Here is a 20,527-nt window from a genome sequence, read left to right as displayed (position 1 = left end):
ATCCAACCGGCGCCTGTTTAAATCTAGCGGGTTTCTTCAGGTGTCGGGGCTTCGGGTTCGACGGACGCTTCAGCAGCGCCATCCACACGATGCAGGGCCACCTGACGGATCGACAGGCGAATATCCGCCGGCAACACGCGCTTGGCTGCGCCTTCAGCCAGCTCACCCAGCAGGTCGTGGTAGCTCAGCTTGCCGGCTTCATTGCGACGCAGCACATCTTGCTCCAACAAGGTCTGGATGAAATGTCGGAAAAGGCTCTTGTCGAAGAACTCTGGAGCGTTGAGGCCATGCAGGATCGACAGGCGCTGGGCCATGATCGTGCACAGGTCTTCCAGCTCTTCGGCGCTGATGCTGCTTTGGCCACTGTTGAGCAGCAGCGAAATCGCCATGTAGAAGCGTTGCAGGGTCTGGGCGATGCTCTTGGACAGCAGCGTGAGCAGCACGAAGTGCCGCGAACTGGGGGCCGGGCGCAGGAACACGTCTTTCTCGAAACGCAGCAGGCCCTGTTCGACAAAAGCCTCCAGCCATTGGTCAACCACCGTGTCCAGCTCTTCCAGCGACCAGCGGATAAACAGCTCCGATTGCAGGTACGGATACAGCGCGTGGGTGTAGCGCAGGATCTGGTCGCGGCTCATGCGCGAGCTGCTCTGGAAGAAGCTCGCCAGCAGCGCCGGCAGGGCAAAAATGTGCAAAACGTTATTGCGATAGTAGGTCATCAGGACGGCGTTTTGCTCGTCCAGGTACAGAATCTTACCGAGGGCGTCGCTCTGTTCCGATAGCAGGTCCATGCCCTTGACGTGCTTGATCAGCGCCAGGCCATCGCCCTCAGGCAACGTGGTGTGAGGCGAGTACGGCACACGGCGCAGCAGCGCCAGGTACAGGTCCAACTGGCGCGCCATGGCTTGTTCGTCGAGCGCTAGGCGCGTGGTGGACAGCAGTGCCAACGCTACCAGGTTCACTGGGTTCACTGCCGCAGCTTCGTTCAGGTGGCGCGCCACCTGTTCGCCAAGGCGGTTAGTGGTTTCGTTGAGCCAGGCTGGTTTGTAGTTCGGGGCCAGTTCCTGGGAGCGCCAATCCGGCTGTTCGCTGTCGAGGAATTCGGCCAGCTTGATCGGCTCGCCGAAGTTGACCGCGACCTGGCCAAAGCGCTGCTTGAGCGCGCCAACCACCTTGAAAATATCGAAGATCGATTCTTTCTTCTTGGTCGCGCCGCGCAGCTCGCCGAGGTAGGTGCGGCCTTCGAGCACGCGTTCGTAGCCGATGTACACCGGCACAAACACGATCGGCATACGCGAGGAGCGCAAGAAACTGCGCAGTGTAATCGCCAGCATCCCGGTCTTCGGTTGCAGCATGCGACCGGTGCGCGAGCGCCCGCCTTCGACGAAGTACTCCACCGGGAAACCCTTGGTGAACAGGGTATGCAGGTATTCGTTGAACACCGAGGTGTACAGCGGGTTGCCCTTGAAGGTGCGGCGCATGAAAAACGCACCGCCACGGCGCAGCAGGCTGCCGATGACGGGCATGTTCAGGTTGATCCCGGCGGCGATATGCGGCGGGGTTAGGCCATTTTTGAACAACAGGTAAGACAGCAACAGGTAGTCGATATGGCTGCGGTGGCAAGGTACGTAGATCACCTCGTAACCCTGGGCAACCTTTTGCACACCTTCGATGTTATTGACCTTGATCCCGTCGTAGATCTTGTTCCAGAACCAGCTCAGCACCACTTCCAGAAAGCGGATCGCGGTGTAGGTGTAGTCCGAGGCGATCTCGTTGCCGTAGCGCAAGGCCTGGGCCTTGGCTTTTTCCGGGGAGATTTTTTCCCGCTCAGCCTCGTCGGCAATGGCTTGGCGCACCAGCGGCATATTGACCAGGCCTTTCACCAGATTGCGGCGGTGGGACAGGTCGGGGCCGATCACGGCGGTCTTCAGGTTACGAAAGTGCACACGCAGGATGCGCTGGGCCATCCGCACCGTGCGTTCGTGGCCTTTATTGTGCTCGATCAATTCACGCAGGTTGATAGGCGCAGAGAATTGCACACGGGTCTTGCGACCGAGGATCAGGATGCTCAAGAACCGACGCAGACGCCCGGTGACCGCCCAACTGTCAGCGAATAACAATTTCCACGGACTGGACTCGCTTTCGGGGGATTGGCCCCAGAACACGCTGACCGGAATGATTTGTGCATTCTCCTCGGCGTGCTCGCTGAGGGTGTTGACCAGGCGGGTCAGGGTCGGCGGCGCGCCGCGCTTGTCTTGGCGGCCGAGCCAGTCGGGCTCTGGCGTGAGGTAGAAGAACGCCGCCGCTTCCATTAGCGGGCCGACCGCTACCGGCAGCACCGGGCGCGGCAAGCCGGCCTTGGTGCACTCGGCATCGACCACGGCCAATTCGCTGAGGGAGGGTGATTGCAGGACGTATAACACCGGCCGGCTGCGGTCCAGGTTGAGGGTTAAGGACGACTGGTTGATCGTCTCCGAGCGAACCCAGAGGTACAACAGTCGGCGCAAGGTGCCAAATACCAGACGGCGAAACGGGGAGCGGGTCATACGGCTTCTGCTTTGAGTGGGAAAAACCGAGCAGACGCTCGGGCGGGTAGTGTGCCGTATTCGCCGAAAATCGGCAAAAAAGCAGCGATGTAAACTTGAGTTGATCGTTTTTGAGCCTGTCTTATACTCGGCAGTTCAATGCGAGCAACTCAACAATAAAAATGCATGTGGGAGTAAGACAGATGGCAACGCGCGAAACCGGCAATGTGAAGTGGTTCAACGATGCAAAGGGCTATGGGTTTATTCAACGCGAGGACGGCAAGGATGTGTTTGTGCACTACCGCGCCATTCGCGGTGATGGTCACCGTTCTTTGGCCGAAGGCCAGCAGGTGGAGTACGCCGTGGTGACCGGCGAGAAGGGGTTGCAGGCGGAGGATGTGGTCGGCCTGTAAGGCCGAGCTGCAAGCTTCAAGCTGCAAGCTGCAAGCGGGTTGGCTTCAGCTTGAGGCTTGTAGCTTGCAACTGCTTTAAGCTGTCTTCCAGGTGATCTGCTCTTCACCGTCTTCACTGATACGAATCCAGGTGTCAGCGCTTTCCTCACCTTCCTCTTCAACCCAAGTACCCGGCGCACAACGCACTTCCACCTTCAGCGCGGCAAACGCGGCGCGGGCGCAGGCGATGTCGTCATCCCACGGGGTCTGGTCGCTTTCCAGGAACAGGCTGTTCCATTTGCCTACAGCTTTCGGCAGCCACGTTACCGGCACATCGCCGGCCTTGCACTTGTAGGTTTGACCCCGTTGGACCCAGTCGGTGCACGGGCCCAGGGCGGCGCCCAGCCAGGCGGCAATGGCCTTGTAGTCGACGTCAGCGTCCTTCAGGTAAATCTCGATATCGGGTTGGCGCATGGATGTTCCTCGTTGCGGGATTCGAAAATCCATTCGCGGAAAGTCGGTTAGTTAAGCACGAAATAATCGTAGCGCATCGACACAGTGACCAGCAGCGGCTCGGCCGCCTCGATCACTTGCGCGCGGCGCTCGGCACTGGCGCGCCAGCCGTGGGGTGTCATGGCCAGCAGGTTGGCGCGGTCCAGGGGCTCGGCCAGGCTCAGCGTGAATTCCAGCGTCTCGCTGTGCGCCAGGCTCATGCCGTCTGGCACCAGGGCCAGATGCTTGTCGTCGGTGTATTCGCGCACTTCGTCGTACAGGCGTTCGCGCAGTTCCATCAGGTGGCCGCTGGTAGGACCGACCTTCATCAAGCCGCCGCCAGTGCTGAGCAGGCGCTTGGCCTCCTGCCAGTCCAATGGGCTGAACACACTGGCGAGGAACTGGCAACTGGCATCGGCCAAGGGCACACGGGCCATGCTGGCGATCAACCAAGTCAGCGCCGGGTTGCGCTTGCACGCGCGCTTGACCGCTTCTTTGGAGATATCCAGCGCGTAGCCATCGGCGTGGGGCAGGGCGTCGGCTATTTGCGCGGTGTAATAACCCTCGCCGCAACCGATGTCGACCCAGCGCGCCGGGGCGCGTTCAGCGGCCAACTCGGCCAAGCGTTTTGCCACGGGAGCGTAGTGGCCGGCGTTGAGGAAGTCGCGGCGCGCTTCCACCATCGCCAGGTTATCGCCGGGGTCGCGGCTGTTCTTGTGCTGCACCGGCAACAGGTTCAGGTAACCCTGGCGCGCACGGTCGAAACGGTGCCCGGCCGGGCAGGCCACGCCATTGTCGACCGCGTTGAGCGGTGCGCTGCAAATGGGGCACGCGAGCATCAGGCGAGCAACTTGATCAGGGTCTGGTAATAGATTTCGGTCAGCACATCGAGGTCGCTGGCGAGGATGCGTTCGTTGACCTGGTGGATCGTTGCGTTGACCGGGCCCAGCTCTACCACTTGAGTGCCGAGGGTCGCAATGAAGCGCCCGTCGGAGGTGCCGCCACTGGTGGACGCCTTGGTCTCGCGACCGGTGATCGCCTTGATGCTCGCCGATACCGCATCCAGCAAAGCGCCCGGCTCGGTCAGGAACGGCAGGCCCGACAGCGCCCATTCCACGTGCCAGTCCAGGCCATGCTTGTCGAGAATCGCCGCAACCCGTTGCTGCAGGCCTTCCACGGTGGACTCGGTGGAGAAGCGGAAGTTGAACACCGCTGTCAGCTCACCGGGGATCACGTTGGTCGCGCCAGTGCCCGAGTTGAGGTTGGAGATCTGGAAGCTGGTCGGCGGGAAGAACGTGTTGCCGTCATCCCAATGCTCAGCGGCCAGTTCGGCCAGTGCCGGAGCGGCCAGATGGATCGGGTTTTTCGCCAGGTGCGGGTAGGCCACGTGACCTTGCACACCGCGTACGGTCAGGGTGGCGCCGAGTGAGCCACGACGGCCGTTCTTGACCACATCGCCCACCAGTGTGGTGCTTGACGGTTCGCCGACGATGCACCAGTCCAGGCGCTCCTTGCGCGCGGCCAGGCGTTCGATGACCGCCTTGGTGCCGTGGTGCGCGGGGCCTTCTTCATCGCTGGTGATCAGGAAAGCGACCGAACCCTTGTGGTCCGGGTAATCGGTGACGAAACGTTCCGCCGCCACCAGCATGGCTGCCAGGCTGCCTTTCATGTCCGCCGCGCCACGCCCGCAGAGCATGCCGTTTTCGTCGATCAGCGCGTCGAACGGGTCGTTCTGCCACGCCTGCACCGGACCGGTCGGCACCACGTCGGTATGGCCGGCAAAGCACAGCACCGGGCCGTCATGCTTGCCGTGAGTGGCCCAGAAATTGTCCACGTCTTCGATGCGCATCGGTTCCAGCGCAAAACCTGCGTCGCCCAGGCGCTGCATCATCAGCTTCTGGCAATCGGCGTCGATCGGCGTCACCGAGGGGCGACGGATCAGGTCGATGGCAAGTTGAAGGGTCGGCGAAAGGTCGGCATGGGCCGTCATGAAAAACTCCGGAAGCGTGTAATGGGCGCAGGACGAATGTGGACTTGAAGCGGTGCAGATCCAATGTGGGAGCTGGCTTGCCTGCGATAGCATCGCCACGGTGTACCTGCCAGACCGCGGCGTCTGCATCGCAGGCAAGCCAGCTCCCACACAGAGCCGGGGCTATGCCAAGTCTTGCAAAACGGCCGTTATCTTATAGCAAAACGGCGGCCAGAGGCCGCCGTTTAGTGCATTGCGCAAGTTTTTACACGGCTGTGACAGGCTCAGCCTTCACCGAAGGTTTCGGCAGGGAAGACAGGAACGCCATGATCAGCGCCGCCACATACGGCAGCGACTGCACCAGCAGCATCACCACCCAGAAGCGGATGTCATTGCTTGGCAGGCCCTGCACCAGGTAAATCCCGAGCGCCGCGCCCCACAACAGCAGCATGATGAACATCTCTTCGCGGGCTTCGGAAATCGCCACCCAGAAGCCGTGGTTATCCGCGTTTTTCGGTGTACGAAAGAACGGAATACTGGTGGTGAAGAATCCGTACAGCACCGCTTTGGCGATGGTGTGTGACAACGCCAGGCCGGCCAGGGCTGCGCAGAACGCATCCTTGAGGTTCACACCCACGGCGCGGCGGTACAGGAAGATGATCTTGCCGACTTTGAACACAAACAGCGCCAACGGCGGGATCGCGAAAATCAGCAACGGCGGGTCGACCCGCGTCGGCACGATGATCATCGCCGCCGACCACAACAGCGCGCCAACGGTGAAGAAGATGTTCATGCCGTCCGCCACCCACGGCAACCAGCCCGCGAGGAAGTGGTAGCGCTGGCCACGGGTCAGCTCTGTGCCTTTGCCGCGCAACAGGCTTGCGGTGTGACGCTTGATGATCTGTATCGCACCGTAGGCCCAGCGGAAACGCTGTTTCTTGAAGTCGATAAAGGTATCCGGCATCAGGCCCTTACCGTAGCTGTCGTGGTAATACGCCGCCGACAGGCCTTTCTCGAATACACGTAGGCCCAGTTCGGCGTCTTCGCAGATGCACCAGTCGGCCCAGCCCAGTTCTTCAAGCACCGAGCGACGGGTCATGGTCATGGTGCCGTGCTGGATGATCGCGTCGCGGTCGTTGCGGGTGACCATGCCGATATGGAAGAAGCCCTTGTATTCCGCGTAGCAGAGCTTCTTGAAGGTGCTTTCGTTCTGGTCGCGATAATCCTGCGGCGACTGCACCACGGCGATTTTCGGGTCGGCGAAGTGCGGCACCATGTGCTTGAGCCAGTTTGGCGACACGCAGTAGTCGGAGTCGATCACCGCGATCACTTCGGCATCCTTGGCGGTGTGCGGGATCAGGTAGTTCAGTGCGCCGCCCTTGAAACCTGCCAGGGGCGCGACGTGGAAGAACTTGAAGCGCGGGCCCAGGGTTTCGCAGTAGTCGCGCACCGGCTCCCAAACGGCCGGGTCCTTGGTGTTGTTGTCGATGATCAGGACTTCGTAGTCCGGGTAATCGAGGGCGGCCAGGGCGTCGAGGGTCTGTTTGACCATCTCAGGCGGCTCGTTGTAGCACGGCACATGGATCGACACTTTCGGGCGGTAGTCCGACTCCCCCTCCACCGGCAGGAATTCACGCCGGCGCTTGTGAGTCCATACCGCTTCCGCCAGTTCGTGGGCTTCGGTCAGCAACACGATAAACACGCCCAGGGCGCCGAGGGCCAAGAGGATGCCCACGGTGACACTGAACCACGTGCTGTATTGCTGGCTGTAGTCGTAACCGATCCACACCAGCACTGAACCGCACAAGAACGCGATAAACGTCAGGAAGGTCCGGCCGCGTTGGCGCAGGGCCGAGCCGTCGATCATTAACAGGGTCAAGGACAGCAGCGCAAGTATGACCGAGCCGATGGCCAGTACGCGCCATTGCGGGATCGCGACCACCGGCCCTTCAAAGTTGAATTTCTGCTGGCGTGCGCCGTTGAACACACCCCAGTAAGCGCCGGCCGAGCCTTCGTCGCTGACTTTCCACGGCTGATCGAACGCCTCGATCACGAAGTAGTTGTAGCCCTGACGGTTCAGCTTGTTCACCAGCGTACGCAGGTAAATCGCCTGGTCGGCCGGCGACGTTTCATTGCCGCCGCGCATGCGCCCGTTGCTCGGCCAGCCAACCTCCGACAGCAGCAGCGGCTTTTTCGGGAACAGTTTCTTCAGATCCTTGGCGCGGTCGAGTACGTACTGGCCGGCCTTGTCCATTGGAATGTATTCCCAGAACGGCAGGATGTGCGCGGCGATCAGGTCGACGTGCTTGGCCAGTTGTGGGTTCTTCTCCCAGATGTCCCATTGCTCGGATGTCGTCACCGGCACTTTCACAGCGGCGCGCACTCGATCCAGCAGCACGATCAACGCTTCTGGCGTGATGTCCTTACGGAACACCGCCTCGTTGCCGACCACCACCCGCACCACACTGCGCGAGGTGTTGGCGATTTCGATGGCGCGCTGGATTTCCCGCTCGTTACGTTCAAGGTCCGGGCTGATCCAGATCCCCAATGTCACGCGCAGGCCGAATTCTTCCGCCAACTTGGGGATGTCGCTCAGGGTGCCGTCGACCGAGTAGGTACGGATGTTGTCCGTCAGCTTGCTCATGATCTCAAGGTCGCGACGCATCTGATCGTCGGTCGGGAACTGGTTTTTCTGTGGGTACTGACCTTGCTGGAACGGCGAGTAGGAAAAACCGGAGATCTGCTCAGGCCAGTTGGGAGCAGTGACCGGGCGGTTGATTAGCGCCCAGAAACCGGTGAACAGTGCGGCAATTGCCAGCACGATCACCAGGTTGAGTCCAAATTTACGCGATGCCATGGTTATGTCAGGTTCCAAAAGGTGTGGAACGAAAAGAGGTGTCGGCCTGCGCCGAACGGCGCGCATCCTACACCGGCCCTTCCCTGACCGTACAGCAAGCAGAGAAAAACTGGACATTATTCAGCGAAAGGCCATCTAAGTTCTTTACTTGTAGCTTGTCGCTTCGAACTTGTCGCTGCGTAGTCCATAATGCGCGCCGGTTTTTGGGGTAATGGTCATGAGCACAGAAGATCCACGGTTTGCAGGCGTCGCCCGTTTGTATGGCATTGAAGGCCTGGAACGCTTGAAAGCGGCCCACGTGGCAATCGTCGGCGTCGGCGGCGTGGGCTCGTGGGCGGCGGAAGCCATGGCCCGTTGCGGGGTGGGCGAGATTTCGCTGTTTGATCTGGACGATGTCTGCGTCAGCAACAGCAACCGCCAGTTGCACGCGCTGGACAGCACCGTGGGCAAGCCCAAGGTCGAGGTGATGGCCGAGCGCCTGAAGGGCATCAACCCGGATTGCACCGTGCATGCGGTGGCGGACTTTGTGACCCGCGACACCATGGCCGAGTACATCACGCCGGATATCGACTGCGTGATCGACTGCATTGACGCCGTTAACGCCAAGGCGGCATTGATTGCCTGGTGCAAGCGCCGCAAGATCCAGATCATCACCACCGGCGGCGCCGGCGGGCAGATCGACCCGACGCTGATCCAGGTCTGCGACCTGAACCGCACCTTCAATGACCCGCTGGCGTCGAAAGTGCGCTCCACGCTGCGTCGCGACTATGGTTTCTCACGCACCGTGACCCGCCATTACAGCGTGCCGTGCGTGTTTTCCACCGAGCAACTGCGCTATCCCAAGCCGGATGGCAGTATTTGTTTGCAGAAGAGTTTTGTCGGGGATGGCGTGAAGCTGGACTGCGCCGGTGGGTTTGGCGCGGTGATGATGGTCACGGCCACGTTCGGCATGGTGGCGGCGACCAAGGCAGTGGACAAGATTGTGGCTGGGGTGCGGCGGCCGTCGGAACGGGTCAAGTCTGCTTAAAACTTAATGCCGTGCACCGCTCAAAATGTGGGAGCTGGCTTGCCTGCGATAGCATCACCGAGGTGTGCCGGATAGACCGAGGTGCCTGTATCGCAGGCAAGCCAGCTCCCACACAAGCCCGCTCCCACATTTAGTTTTGTGTAGGGCTTAGTTCTCGCATGCGCTTGAGGACCGCGTTCAGGCCATTGCTGCGCGACGGTGACAGTTGACGGGAAAGGCCCAACTGGTTGAACCAGTCAGGCAGATCCACCCCTTGCAACTCAGCCGCCGACAACCCATTGACCCGTGCCAGCAGCAACGCCACCAGCCCGCGAATCAGCCGCGCATCGCTGCTCGCCGCAAACTGCCAATGCCCATCCTGCAAACGCCCCACCAACCACACCAGGCTTTCGCAGCCCTGGACCAGGTTGGCGTCGACCTTATCTTCATCCGCCAGGGCCGGCATACGCTCGCCCCACTGCATCAACATCCGCGCGCGTTGCTCCCAGCTACCGACGGCTTGAAAGGCTTCAAGCGCGCTGACCGCATCCACCGGCACACTCATCGCAACATATCCAGGGCCTGGTCCAGCGCTTCAAAAAAGCGTTCCAGGTCATCGGAGTCGTTATACAGCGCCAGGGATACGCGGATCGCCCCCGACAGGTGCATGGCCTTGAGCAACGGCATCGCGCAGTGATGACCCGCGCGCACGGCAATACCTTGCTCGGTCAGCAGGTGCGCAAGGTCGGCGTTATGCACGCCGTCGACCACAAAACTGACCAACGCCACCTGTGGCGAACCCAGCACGCGCACGCCATTGCGCGCCTTGAGCCCACGCAACAGGTAGTCATGCAGGGCTGCTTCATGGGCGACCACCGCTGGCTGATCCAGCGAGCTCAAGTAATCCAGGCTGGCGCCCAGGCCAATCACGCTGGCAATCGGCGGTGTGCCGGCCTCGAAACCCAGCGGCGCGGGACGGAAACTGGCGCTGTGGTAGTCGGCTTTTTGCACCATTTCTCCTCCAAACTGCCAGTGGCGCAGGTGATGCAGGGCGTCATTGCGCCCAAACAGCACGCCGACGCCGTCCGGGCCGTACAGTTTGTGGCTGGAAAATACGTAGAAGTCGCAACCCAGGGCCTGCACGTCGTGGCGGCCATGGACGATGCCTTGGGCGCCGTCGACCACGGTCAGGGCACCGTGGGGCTGGGCCAGCGCGAGAAGGGCCTCCAGCGGCTGCCACGCGCCGAGCACGTTGGACAGCTGGCTCACCGCCAGCAGGCGTGTGCGCGAGCCGATCAGCTCGGCGGCGGCTTGCAGGTCGATCACGCCGTCCTCGCCAAGTGGCAATACCACCAGCGTCAGCGCGCGACGTTTGGCCAACTGCTGCCACGGCAACAGGTTGGCGTGGTGCTCGAGGGCGCTGATGACAATCTCATCGCCCGCATTGAATAAATGCTCCAGGCCATAAGCCAGGAGGTTCAGCGCAGAGGTCGCGCCGTGGGTAAACACAATCTGCCCGCTGTCACCTGCATTCAACCATTGCGCGACCTTGCTGCGACTGTCTTCGAACGCCTGTGTCGCATGGGCTCCCGGCAAATGCTGGGCGCGGTGCACATTGGCTGCGCCATTGGCGTAGTAATGGCTGATGGCATCCAACAAGGCTTGGGGTTTTTGCGTGGTGGCGGCGTTGTCCAGGTAAGTCTGGTCTTGCCGTTGCAGGGTGGCGATGGCCGGGAAATCGGCGCGCCAGGGCGAGGGCACAAGCATGGTGATCAAGACTCGTATAAGCGAGCCCCAGGGGAGGGGCCCGCTAGTGGCATCGAGTGGCTGCTTAGTTGTGAGCGTGCAGCGCTTCGTTCAGTTCGATAGCCGATTTGTGGGTTTTGCACTCCACGGCACCGGTCTCGGAGTTACGGCGGAACAGCAGGTCCGGCTGGCCGGCCAGCTCGCGCGCCTTGACCACTTTGACCAGTTGGTTCTGCTCGTCCAGCAGCGCAACCTTGGTCCCGGCCGTCACGTACAGGCCCGATTCGACGGTGTTGCGGTCGCCCAACGGGATACCAATACCGGCGTTGGCGCCGATCAAGCAGCCTTCGCCGACCTTGATCACGATGTTGCCGCCACCCGACAGGGTGCCCATGGTGGAGCAACCGCCGCCCAGGTCAGAGCCCTTGCCGACGAACACGCCCGCCGATACACGGCCTTCGATCATGCCCGGGCCTTCGGTGCCGGCGTTGAAGTTGACGAAACCTTCGTGCATCACGGTGGTGCCTTCGCCCACGTAGGCGCCCAGGCGGATACGCGCCGCATCAGCGATACGCACACCGCTCGGCACTACGTAGTCGGTCATTTTCGGGAACTTGTCTACCGAGAACACTTCCAGCAGATCGCCACGCAGGCGCGCTTCCAGCTGGCGTTCGGCCAGCTCATTGATGTCGATCGCACCTTGGCTGGTCCAGGCTACGTTCGGCAGCTGCGGGAACACACCGGCCAGGCTCAGGCCGTGTGGCTTGACCAGGCGGTGAGACAGCAGGTGCAGCTTGAGGTAAGCCTCAGGCGTGGACGTCAGTGCAGCGTCTTCGGCCAGCAAGGTGGCGACGAGCGGCGTGTGGCTTTCAGCCAGGCGGCTGATCAGGGCAGCTTGGGTAGCGTCGACGCCTTTGAGCGCGTCAGCCATTTGCAGGGCCTGGGTGACGGTGAAGGTGATTGCCTGGTTGCCTTCGGTGTAGCCGATGATCGGCGCGATCGCCGCGACGATTTCAGCCGATGGGTTGAGCAACGGTTGTGCGTAAAACACTTCCAGCCAAGCACCTTGGCGGTTCTGAGTGCCGACGCCGAAGCCCAGGCTGAACAGGGAATGGGACATGGTGTTACCTCTACAAAAAATGGAAGGCTGGCCTACTTGAGGGCCGCCGAATAACTTTCTGGCTTGAAGCCAATCAGGGTTCTGTCACCGAGATCGAGCACCGGGCGCTTGATCATCGAGGGTTGTGCGAGCATCAATTCAATGGCTTTCGACTGATCGAGATCGGCTTTGCGTTCGTCTTCGAGTTTGCGAAAGGTGGTGCCCGCACGGTTCAAGATCACCTGCCAACCGTGCTCGTTGCACCATTGGGTCAAGTGCTCGCGGTCGATACCGGCCGTTTTATAGTCGTGGAACTCATAGCTCACAGCGTGCTCATCGAGCCAGGTGCGGGCCTTTTTCATGGTGTCGCAGGCTTTGATGCCGAAAAGGTGCAACGTTTTGCTTGAAGCGGTCAAGGAATTGCCCCCTTTGAGCGAATGAAATGGAAAGGTTACGGATTATGCCACGACCAGCGGCCTCTGGTGCCCCTCGTCATGCTGGCGTGAGACTTATGTGCAAATGCCAGCCGGCAGCATAGGTGGGTAATATGGCACTTCAACGGCGAGTTGTTGCCTCATGTGTCGTTGCGAGTCGATTGTCCGGGAAACCCGCGTTATGCAAACCGCCTACACCGTTCTTATCCTACTGATGTTGGTCAGCGTTTCGCGTCTGGTCGGGCGTGTCATCCCCCTGCCGTTACCCTTGGTGCAGATAGCAGCGGGCGCTTTGCTGGCCTGGCCCACGTTGGGGCTGCACGTGGCGCTGGACCCGGAGTTGTTCCTGTTTCTGTTCCTGCCGCCGCTGCTGTTCTCGGATGGCTGGCGCATGCCCAAGCGTGAGTTGTGGCGCCTGCGTGGGCCAATCCTGACGTTGGCGGTGGGGCTGGTGCTGTTCACTGTGGTGGGCGCCGGTTACTTCATTCACTGGATTTTGCCTACGATCCCGCTGCCCGTGGCCTTCGCTCTGGCGGCTGTGTTGTCACCGACGGACGCCGTTGCGGTGTCGGCCATTTCCCAGAACCGTCTGCCCACGCCGCTGATGCACATGCTCCAGGGCGAGGCCCTGATGAACGATGCGTCGGGCTTGGTGACCTTCAAGTTTGCCCTGGCGGCGGCGTTGACTGGCGTGTTTTCCCTGGCGGATGCCAGCCTGACATTTGTGTTGGTCGCCCTGGGCGGCCTGGCCGTGGGGGTGGCATTGAGCTGGCTGGTCGGGCGACTGCGTGCGTGGATGATCGCGCGAGGCTGGGACGACCCGGCGACTCACGTGGTGTTTATGTTGCTGCTACCGTTCGCCGCCTATGTGCTGGCTGAGCGCTTGGGCGCATCGGGCATTTTGTCGGCGGTGGCGGCGGGCATGATGCAAAGCTGGCTCGACCTGCTACCCCGCCAAACCAGCACCCGCTTGCTCAATCGCAGTGTGTGGTCGTTGCTGGAGTTTGCCTTCAACGGCTTGATTTTCCTGCTGCTGGGCCTGCAACTGCCGGACATCATTAAGGCCGTGGTCAGTCACGAGCCGACTTTGTGGCCGACATTGTTTTATCGCTGCCTGGATGTGGTCGCGATCTTTCTGGTGCTGGTGGTGCTGCGTTTCATCTGGGTGCAGAGCATCTGGCGGCTGTCGGGTTTATTGCGCCGGATTCGTGGGAAAAGTGAATTGACGCTGGTGCCGACTGCACGCTCTTGCTGGCTGCTGACCGTCGGTGGTGTGCGCGGTGCGGTGACGCTGGCGGGTGTGATGTCAGTGCCGTTGCTGCTGGCGCCGGGCCAGGATTTCCCCGAGCGCGATTTGCTGATCTTCATTGCTGCCGGGGTGATCCTGCTGTCGCTGATCGCCGCATGCATCGCCTTGCCCCTGCTGTTGCGCGGGATCGAAAAGAGCCCCGATGATAAGCGCCATAACGAAGTGCGCGAGGCCTGGAAAAAGACCGCAGTGGCTGCAATCCATGCGCTGGAGTCTGAAGAACCGGCGGAAAGCGAAACCCAGGACGCCGCCCAGGCTGCGCTCGCGACCGAACTCAAGGCTCGCCTGATGTCGGAGTATCGCCATCAGTTGAACGTGTTCAACGACTCAGCCGAAGCCCAGGCGCTGGCGCGGCAGATGGACCTGCTTGAGCGCAAGTTGCGTCTGAAGGCCCTGCGCGCGCAGCGCTTGGAGTTGTACAGCTTGAGCCGTCATCACCAGATTGGTGACGACGTCTTGAGGGAAGTGTTGGCCGAGTTGGATATGAGTGAGGCTCATCTGGGTCATGTGAAATGACCCAGATGGCCGTTAGCGGCGACGCTGAATAAAATCGCGAATCCGCTCCGCCGCTTCCACACACTCCGCCAAGGGGGCAACCAACGCCATGCGCACACGCCCGGCGCCGGGGTTGAAACCGTCGACTTCCCGCGACAGGTACGAGCCTGGCACCACAGTGACGTGTTCCTCTACGAACAGATCCCGGCAGAAAGCGGCGTCATCACCTTCGACATTCGGCCACAGGTAGAAACCGCCGTCGGGGTTTTGCACGTCCAGTACTGGCTTGAGGATCGCCAGCACCGCATCGAATTTCTCGCGGTACAGATCACGATTGGCCTGCACGTGGGCTTCGTCCTGCCAGGCAGCAATGCTCGCCAGTTGGGTTTGCACCGGCATCGCGCAACCGTGGTAGGTGCGGTATAGCAGGAAAGCCTTGAGAATGTCGGCGTCGCCGGCCACAAAACCGGAGCGCAGGCCCGGCAGGTTGGAGCGCTTGGACAGGCTGTGGAACACCACGCAACGCTTGAAGTCCTGGCGACCCAGCTCGACGCAGGCACTCAACAGGCCCGGCGGCGGGGTTTGCTCGTCGAAGTAGAGTTCGCTGTAGCATTCGTCGGCAGCGATCACGAAGTCGTATTCGTCGGCCAGGGCGATGAGTTTTTTCAGGGTGTCGACCGGTATCAGCGCGCCGGTCGGGTTGCCAGGGGAGCACAGGAACAGGATCTGGCAGCGTTTCCAGACGTCCGACGTCACGGCATCGAAATCCGGGTTGAAGCCATTGGCGGCCAGGCACGGCAGGTAATGCGGCTTGGCCCCGGCCAGGAACGCGGCGCCTTCGTAGATCTGGTAGAACGGGTTCGGGCTCACCACCAGCGCATCGTCGCCGCGATTGACCACGGTTTGGGTGAAGGCGAACAGCGCTTCACGCGTGCCGTTGACCGGCAAGATGTTGCGCGCCGGGTCGAGCCAGCCCTTGGGCACATTGAAGCGGCGCTCGCACCAGGCGCCGATGGCCTCGCGCAGTGCGGGAATGCCCAGGGTGGTCGGGTACACGGCCATCTGGTCAAGGTTATTGCTCAGCGCTTCGGCCACGAAGGTCGGGGATTTGTGCTTCGGCTCGCCGATGGACAGCGCGATCGGGCGTTTGTCCGGGTTCGGCGTGACACTGCCCAGCAGGGCGCGCAGTTTCTCGAACGGGTAGGGCTGCAGCTGGTTTAGGGCGTTGTTCATGTAAGCCTCTATCACGGTGAACACAGACTCTGTGGGAGCTGGCTTGCCTGCGATGGGGACGCCGCGGTACACCAGAGACTCCGCAGCGATGCCATCGCAGGCAAGCCGGCTTCCACAGGGATCGTGTTTACAAAGTTAAAAATTCATGTAGTCAGGCGCGTCAGTTCGACGCTCGGTTCCTGAGTCACGCTTAATTGCTGCTCGATGGCTTTCTGCAAGCGGCGGCACAGTTCCGGGTCGGACAGCGGCTGGTTGTCGGCGTCGGTGATGAAGAACACGTCTTCCACGCGCTCGCCGAGGGTCGCGATCTTGGCATTCTGCAACGACAGGTCGAACTCCAGGAAAATCCCACCGATCCGCGCCAGCAGGCCCGGGCGGTCCGGGGCGCTGAGTTCCAGCACCGTCACCGGGCGCTGGGCGTCGTTGGAGATGGTCACCTGGGGGGCAAACGCAAAATGCTTGAGCTGACGCGGCACCCGGCGCTGGATGATGGTCGGGTAGTCGTCAGGGTTGTGCAGGGCCTCGGTCAGGCCTTCGCGGATCTTTTTCACGCGTGCTGGGTTGTCACCAATTGAGTCGCCATCGGTGTCGAGCACGATATAAGTGTCGAGGGTGAACTGGCTGCTGGAGGTGATGACCCGGGCGTCATGGATGTTGAGGTTGAGCTGGTCCATGGCGGCTACCGTCACAGCAAAGAAGTCGTGCTGGTCCGGCGCATAAATAAAGATCTGCGTGCCGCCCTCGAATTCGCGCTGGGTGGTTTCCTTGACCAATACCAGCGGGCCGCCATCGGCTGGCTGCTGCAAGATCGCGTCAGTGTGCCAGGCCACGTCGCCAGCGGTGTGGCGCAGGAAGTAATCGTCGCCCAGTTGCGACCACAGTTGTTCGACGTCGTCTGGGTCGTTGCCGCCGCGCACCAATATATCCAGCGCCGCGCTTTGGGTGCGGCGGATCTGTTCTTCGCGGTCCACCGGGTTTTCCAGGCCGCGGCGCAGGGCGCGCTTGGTCTCGGTGTACAGCTGGCGCAACAGGCTGGCGCGCCAGGAGTTCCACAGCGTCGGGTTGGTGGCGTTGATGTCGGAGACGGTCAAGACATACAGGTAGTCGAGGTGGGTTTCATCGCCGACGATCTGTGCGAAGTCGTGGATCACCTGTGGGTCGGACAGGTCCTTGCGTTGGGCGGTGGTGGACATCACCAAATGGTTCTGCACCAGCCAGACGATCAGGCGGCTGTCCCACAGCGGCAACTGGTGGCGCTGGCAGAACGCCTCGGCATCCACCGCACCGATCTCGGAGTGGTCGCCATGCCGGCCCTTGCCTATGTCGTGGTACAAGCCGGCCAGGTAGATCAGCTCGGGCTTGGGCAACTTGGCCATCAGCTTACTGGCCAAAGGGAATTTCTCTGACACCTGGGTGTACTGCACCTTACGCAGGTGCTTGATCAGGTTCAGGGTGTGCGCATCCACGGTATAAATGTGGAACAGGTCGTGCTGCATTTGCCCGACGATAAAGCCGAACTCCGGCAGGTAGCGCCCGAGGATGCCGTAACGGTTCATGCGCCGCAGGTTGCGGTGGATGCCGATTTTGCACTTGAACAGCTCGATAAACAGGCTGGTGTTGCGGATGTCGTTGCGGAAATCGTCGTCGATCAGGTGACGGTTTTCCCGCAGCAGGCGAATGGTGTCGGCGCGCACGCCTTTTATTTCCGGCTGCTGGGCCATCAGCACGAAGATTTCCAGCATGGCGAACGGCGTGCGGCGAAACACATTGTCGTTGCGCGCTTCGATATAGCCGTCGTGCAGTTGGAAACGCGCGTTGATCGGTTGCGGCGGCGCTTCGTCTTCAGGGGCCAGGATCACCTCTTCGAAGTGCTGGATGATCAGGTCGCTGAGCTGGGCAATGCTCATGACCACCCGGTAATACTGCTGCATGAAGCTTTCGATGCTGGTCTTTGCGTCTTCGCCTTCAAACCCCAGCAGGGTGGCGATGGAGCGCTGGTGGTCGAACAGCAGGCGGTCTTCGGAGCGCCCCGCGAGCATGTGCAGGGCGTAGCGCACCTTCCACAGAAAATCCTGGGACGAGGCCAGCAGGGCGTTCTCGCTTTCCACCAGGAAGCCTTCACCGGCCAGTGCCCGCAGGTTCAAGGTGCCGTATTGGCGACGGGCAACCCACAAAATCGTCTGGATATCCCGCAGCCCGCCCGGTGAGCCTTTGACGTTGGGTTCCAGGTTGTATTCGGTGTCGTTGTACTTGTGGTGCCTGGCCTTTTGCTCGGCGCGCTTGGCCAGGAAGAACTCCTTGCTCGGCCACATGTGCGCGGTGCTGGTGACTTCGAGCATGCGCTGGCGCAGGCGCTCGGGGCCGGCGATGGTGCGGCTTTCCATCAGGTTGGTGATCACCGTGAGGTCGGCGCGGGCCTCTTCGGCGCATTCGTCGACCGAGCGTACGCTCTGGCCTACTTCCAGGCCGATGTCCCACAACAGCGTCAGAAAACGCTCGATGGAATCGCGAAAGATCTCATGATCGGCGCTGTCCAGCAGGATCAGCAGGTCGATGTCGGAGTAGGGGTGCAGTTCGCCACGGCCGTAGCCGCCGACCGCCACCAGGGCGATGTCGGCGTCTTCGCTCCAGCTGAACTGCTCCCAAGCCTTTTGCAGGATGTTATCGACAAACCAGGCGCGGTCTTCGATCAACCGACGGATGTCCCGGCCGCTGCGAAAGCGCGCATCGAGCACCTCGCGGGCCTGGCGGATAGCTTTCTTGAACGCGGCGATGGGGCTCGCCTTCAGGGCCAGTTCGGCCTGGAACTGGCCACGGTCGAAGAGTTCGGGATCCACCTGGGGCATCGATCGGCTTTCCTTTCTATTAATCAGTCAGTCACAACACAGTGGGGGAAAACCTAAGCAACCGTTACGCCGAAGCAGCACCTGAAGTGCGCGGGATTGTGTCGTCGGCGCGCAGGGTGAAGATTTCATAGCCGGTTTCGGTGACCAGCAGGGTGTGTTCCCACTGGGCCGAGAGCTTGCGGTCCTTGGTGATGGCGGTCCAGCCGTCGCCCAGCACTTTGGTATCGGCCTTGCCCTGGTTGATCATCGGCTCGATGGTGAAGGTCATGCCTGCCTTGAGCTCCATGCCAGTGCCGGCGCGGCCGTAGTGCAGGATCTGTGGCTCTTCGTGGAACACGGTGCCGATACCGTGGCCGCAGAATTCGCGCACCACCGAGAAGCCGTTCTTTTCAGCGTGCTTCTGGATCACTTCGCCGATGTCGCCCAGGCGGCAACCCGGTTTGACGATTTCGATGGCCTTGTACATGCATTCCTGGGTCACCTGGGACAGGCGCTCGGCCCAGACCGGCACGGTGCCGACGTGGAACATGCGGCTGGTGTCGCCGAAGTAGCGGTCCTTGATCACGGTAACGTCGATGTTCAGGGTGTCGCCGTCCTTCAATGGTTTGTCACCGGGAATCCCATGGCAGACCACGTGGTTGACCGAGGTGCAGATCGACTTGGGGAAGCCTTTGTAGTTCAACGGCGCAGGGATAGCACCCTGCACGTTGACGATATAGTCATGGCAGATTTGGTTGAGGGTCTCGGTGGTAACGCCGGGCTTGACGTGCTCGGCGATCATTTCCAGCACGTCGGCAGCCAGTTTGCCGGCGATGCGCATGCCGGCGATGTCTTCGGCGGTTTTCAAACTAACGGTCATACAGGCTCTCTCTAGCGCGACGCGCTGAAATCAATACGGTTTACGGGCGTGCGACAAGAGGTTACAGAATTCGCACAAGCCACAAAAAACGCGATTCTAACAGACGATGGCGTCAAATCATGAGCCTCTGATGATCGCTTCTTTCTATAAGGTAGGGCGATGTTGGCTCTATTCAAGGGGTTACACGAAAGCGACCGGCGGCAAATGTGATTGCGTGTTCCGTTTTTGCCGATGCTGTGGTATAAAATGCGCCGCTTTCCGGGGATGCCCCGCAGAGCTTAAATCCACACACGTGTCGACACGATGACCTGGGTGCCGGAGGCTTTGATGCCGCTGGTTGGTCATTGGGATACGTGGAGGCCAAACCCGACTTATTAAGGAACTATCATGTCCCAAGTCAACATGCGCGATATGCTGAAGGCCGGTGTGCACTTCGGTCACCAGACCCGTTACTGGAACCCGAAAATGGGTAAATACATTTTCGGCGCGCGTAACAAGATCCACATTATCAACCTTGAAAAAACCCTGCCTATGTTCAACGAAGCTTTGACTTTCGTAGAGCGCCTGGCTCAGGGCAAAAACAAGATTCTGTTCGTCGGCACCAAGCGTTCCGCTGGCAAGATCGTTGCTGAAGAAGCAGCACGTTGCGGTTCGCCGTACGTCGATCACCGCTGGTTGGGCGGCATGCTCACCAACTTCAAAACCATCCGTGCTTCCATCAAGCGTCTGCGTGACCTTGAAGTGCAAGCCGAAGACGGTACTTTCGCCAAGCTGACCAAGAAAGAGGCGCTGATGCGCACTCGCGACTTGGAAAAGCTCGATCGTTCCCTGGGTGGTATCAAGGACATGGGCGGTCTGCCTGACGCACTGTTCGTTATCGACGTTGATCACGAGCGCATCGCGATCACCGAAGCCAACAAGCTGGGCATCCCTGTTATCGGCGTAGTCGATACCAACAGCAGCCCGGAAGGCGTTGACTACATCATCCCAGGCAACGATGACGCAATCCGCGCTATCCAGTTGTACATGGGTTCGATGGCTGACGCTGTAATCCGTGGTCGCAACCACGTTGCTGGTGGTGCCGAGCAGTTCGTTGAAGAAGCTCCGGTAGCCGCAGCTGAGTAATTGACGCCCTGGCGTTGACTCAGTAAGCAAAAAGGGGGCTTGGCCCCCTTTTTGCCACCTTGAAAACCATTTGTCGGCGCCCATTTGTGGCAGCGCAACCTAGCGACTGTAACGTGCAGCGGCCTACAAGGGTGATTCGGGAA

16 protein-coding genes are annotated in these 20,527 nt (G+C 60.8%); 4 read left to right on the top strand and 12 right to left on the bottom strand.

Annotated features, from left to right (window positions below; translation table 11 throughout):
- Nucleotides 1-23 precede the first annotated feature (23 nt).
- Nucleotides 24-2,543: a glycerol-3-phosphate 1-O-acyltransferase PlsB gene (gene plsB / locus AACY30_RS12930; protein WP_339540429.1), complete on the bottom strand. Its 2,520-nt coding sequence runs from the start codon at nucleotides 2,541-2,543 to the stop codon at nucleotides 24-26.
- A 182-nt stretch (nucleotides 2,544-2,725) separates the two neighbouring features.
- Between plsB and AACY30_RS12925 the strand changes: the two genes are divergently transcribed.
- Nucleotides 2,726-2,935 (top strand): cold-shock protein, encoded by a 210-nt coding sequence (locus AACY30_RS12925; RefSeq protein ID WP_032891681.1) that lies wholly within the window; start codon nucleotides 2,726-2,728, stop codon nucleotides 2,933-2,935.
- 75 nt (nucleotides 2,936-3,010) lie between these two features.
- Here AACY30_RS12925 and AACY30_RS12920 read toward each other — a convergent pair whose 3' ends face one another.
- The 4 genes from AACY30_RS12920 to AACY30_RS12905 form a co-directional block, all read right to left on the bottom strand.
- Complete coding sequence (locus tag AACY30_RS12920; protein WP_339418166.1) at nucleotides 3,011-3,388, bottom strand: hypothetical protein; 378 nt, start codon at nucleotides 3,386-3,388, stop codon at nucleotides 3,011-3,013.
- A gap of 47 nt (nucleotides 3,389-3,435) precedes the next feature.
- Nucleotides 3,436-4,245, bottom strand: coding sequence for a putative RNA methyltransferase (locus AACY30_RS12915; protein ID WP_339435882.1), 810 nt, complete (start codon nucleotides 4,243-4,245; stop codon nucleotides 3,436-3,438).
- Nucleotides 4,245-5,396 (bottom strand): succinyl-diaminopimelate desuccinylase, encoded by a 1,152-nt coding sequence (gene dapE, locus AACY30_RS12910; protein ID WP_065872455.1) that lies wholly within the window; start codon nucleotides 5,394-5,396, stop codon nucleotides 4,245-4,247. Before dapE ends, AACY30_RS12915 begins: the two co-directional genes overlap by 1 nt.
- A gap of 244 nt (nucleotides 5,397-5,640) precedes the next feature.
- Nucleotides 5,641-8,232, bottom strand: a complete 2,592-nt coding sequence (locus AACY30_RS12905) for a glycosyltransferase (protein ID WP_339435883.1) — start codon at nucleotides 8,230-8,232, stop codon at nucleotides 5,641-5,643.
- Between the two features lie 217 nt (nucleotides 8,233-8,449).
- On the opposite strand from AACY30_RS12905, the gene tcdA reads away from it, so the two are divergent.
- Nucleotides 8,450-9,259, top strand: a complete 810-nt coding sequence (gene tcdA, locus AACY30_RS12900) for a tRNA cyclic N6-threonylcarbamoyladenosine(37) synthase TcdA (protein ID WP_370467832.1) — start codon at nucleotides 8,450-8,452, stop codon at nucleotides 9,257-9,259.
- A 130-nt stretch (nucleotides 9,260-9,389) separates the two neighbouring features.
- On the opposite strand, the gene AACY30_RS12895 is transcribed toward tcdA, so the two are convergent.
- From AACY30_RS12895 to AACY30_RS12880, 4 genes are all read right to left on the bottom strand, one after another.
- Entirely contained in the window at nucleotides 9,390-9,803 is a 414-nt protein-coding gene (locus tag AACY30_RS12895) for a SufE family protein (RefSeq protein WP_339418162.1), read from the bottom strand.
- Nucleotides 9,800-11,005, bottom strand: coding sequence for an aminotransferase class V-fold PLP-dependent enzyme (locus tag AACY30_RS12890; protein WP_339418161.1), 1,206 nt, complete (start codon nucleotides 11,003-11,005; stop codon nucleotides 9,800-9,802). The genes AACY30_RS12895 and AACY30_RS12890 overlap by 4 nt, the downstream gene beginning before the upstream one ends.
- 64 nt (nucleotides 11,006-11,069) lie before the next feature.
- Complete coding sequence (gene dapD / locus AACY30_RS12885) at nucleotides 11,070-12,104, bottom strand: 2,3,4,5-tetrahydropyridine-2,6-dicarboxylate N-succinyltransferase (protein ID WP_339469465.1); 1,035 nt, start codon at nucleotides 12,102-12,104, stop codon at nucleotides 11,070-11,072.
- A gap of 32 nt (nucleotides 12,105-12,136) precedes the next feature.
- Nucleotides 12,137-12,445: an arsenate reductase gene (locus AACY30_RS12880; RefSeq protein ID WP_339540440.1), complete on the bottom strand. Its 309-nt coding sequence runs from the start codon at nucleotides 12,443-12,445 to the stop codon at nucleotides 12,137-12,139.
- 253 nt (nucleotides 12,446-12,698) lie between these two features.
- On the opposite strand from AACY30_RS12880, the gene AACY30_RS12875 reads away from it, so the two are divergent.
- Complete coding sequence (locus tag AACY30_RS12875; protein WP_339540428.1) at nucleotides 12,699-14,342, top strand: Na+/H+ antiporter; 1,644 nt, start codon at nucleotides 12,699-12,701, stop codon at nucleotides 14,340-14,342.
- 12 nt (nucleotides 14,343-14,354) lie between these two features.
- On the opposite strand, the gene dapC is transcribed toward AACY30_RS12875, so the two are convergent.
- From dapC to map, 3 genes are all read right to left on the bottom strand, one after another.
- Nucleotides 14,355-15,554, bottom strand: a complete 1,200-nt coding sequence (gene dapC / locus AACY30_RS12870) for a succinyldiaminopimelate transaminase (protein WP_339540427.1) — start codon at nucleotides 15,552-15,554, stop codon at nucleotides 14,355-14,357.
- Nucleotides 15,555-15,697: 143 nt separating this feature from the next.
- The gene (locus AACY30_RS12865) at nucleotides 15,698-18,400 is read right to left on the bottom strand and encodes a [protein-PII] uridylyltransferase (RefSeq protein WP_339540426.1); all 2,703 of its coding nucleotides are present in this window, start codon (nucleotides 18,398-18,400) and stop codon (nucleotides 15,698-15,700) included.
- A 64-nt stretch (nucleotides 18,401-18,464) separates the two neighbouring features.
- Nucleotides 18,465-19,259: a type I methionyl aminopeptidase gene (map, locus tag AACY30_RS12860; protein ID WP_065872446.1), complete on the bottom strand. Its 795-nt coding sequence runs from the start codon at nucleotides 19,257-19,259 to the stop codon at nucleotides 18,465-18,467.
- A gap of 387 nt (nucleotides 19,260-19,646) precedes the next feature.
- Between map and rpsB the strand changes: the two genes are divergently transcribed.
- Nucleotides 19,647-20,384, top strand: a complete 738-nt coding sequence (gene rpsB / locus AACY30_RS12855; RefSeq protein WP_049709669.1) for a 30S ribosomal protein S2 — start codon at nucleotides 19,647-19,649, stop codon at nucleotides 20,382-20,384.
- Nucleotides 20,385-20,527: the final 143 nt, after the last annotated feature.

Origin of the sequence: Pseudomonas sp. RA_5y_Pfl1_P24 (assembly GCF_963970945.1) — a bacterium.
Classification (GTDB): Bacteria; Pseudomonadota; Gammaproteobacteria; order Pseudomonadales; family Pseudomonadaceae; genus Aquipseudomonas; species Aquipseudomonas tritici.
This window is presented reverse-complemented; position numbering and strand designations above follow the sequence as displayed.

What these genes read in the sequence shown, in the direction of transcription:
- plsB (WP_339540429.1), bottom strand. Translation starts at nt 2,543, where the DNA reads ATGACCCGCTCCCCGTTTCGCCGTCTGGTATTTGGCACCTTGCGCCGA.
- AACY30_RS12925 (WP_032891681.1), top strand. Translation starts at nt 2,726, where the DNA reads ATGGCAACGCGCGAAACCGGCAATGTGAAGTGGTTCAACGATGCAAAG.
- AACY30_RS12920 (WP_339418166.1), bottom strand. Translation starts at nt 3,388, where the DNA reads ATGCGCCAACCCGATATCGAGATTTACCTGAAGGACGCTGACGTCGAC.
- AACY30_RS12915 (WP_339435882.1), bottom strand. Translation starts at nt 4,245, where the DNA reads ATGCTCGCGTGCCCCATTTGCAGCGCACCGCTCAACGCGGTCGACAAT.
- dapE (WP_065872455.1), bottom strand. Translation starts at nt 5,396, where the DNA reads ATGACGGCCCATGCCGACCTTTCGCCGACCCTTCAACTTGCCATCGAC.
- AACY30_RS12905 (WP_339435883.1), bottom strand. Translation starts at nt 8,232, where the DNA reads ATGGCATCGCGTAAATTTGGACTCAACCTGGTGATCGTGCTGGCAATT.
- tcdA (WP_370467832.1), top strand. Translation starts at nt 8,450, where the DNA reads ATGAGCACAGAAGATCCACGGTTTGCAGGCGTCGCCCGTTTGTATGGC.
- AACY30_RS12895 (WP_339418162.1), bottom strand. Translation starts at nt 9,803, where the DNA reads ATGAGTGTGCCGGTGGATGCGGTCAGCGCGCTTGAAGCCTTTCAAGCC.
- AACY30_RS12890 (WP_339418161.1), bottom strand. Translation starts at nt 11,005, where the DNA reads ATGCTTGTGCCCTCGCCCTGGCGCGCCGATTTCCCGGCCATCGCCACC.
- dapD (WP_339469465.1), bottom strand. Translation starts at nt 12,104, where the DNA reads ATGTCCCATTCCCTGTTCAGCCTGGGCTTCGGCGTCGGCACTCAGAAC.
- AACY30_RS12880 (WP_339540440.1), bottom strand. Translation starts at nt 12,445, where the DNA reads ATGAAAAAGGCCCGCACCTGGCTCGATGAGCACGCTGTGAGCTATGAG.
- AACY30_RS12875 (WP_339540428.1), top strand. Translation starts at nt 12,699, where the DNA reads ATGCAAACCGCCTACACCGTTCTTATCCTACTGATGTTGGTCAGCGTT.
- dapC (WP_339540427.1), bottom strand. Translation starts at nt 15,554, where the DNA reads ATGAACAACGCCCTAAACCAGCTGCAGCCCTACCCGTTCGAGAAACTG.
- AACY30_RS12865 (WP_339540426.1), bottom strand. Translation starts at nt 18,400, where the DNA reads ATGCCCCAGGTGGATCCCGAACTCTTCGACCGTGGCCAGTTCCAGGCC.
- map (WP_065872446.1), bottom strand. Translation starts at nt 19,259, where the DNA reads ATGACCGTTAGTTTGAAAACCGCCGAAGACATCGCCGGCATGCGCATC.
- rpsB (WP_049709669.1), top strand. Translation starts at nt 19,647, where the DNA reads ATGTCCCAAGTCAACATGCGCGATATGCTGAAGGCCGGTGTGCACTTC.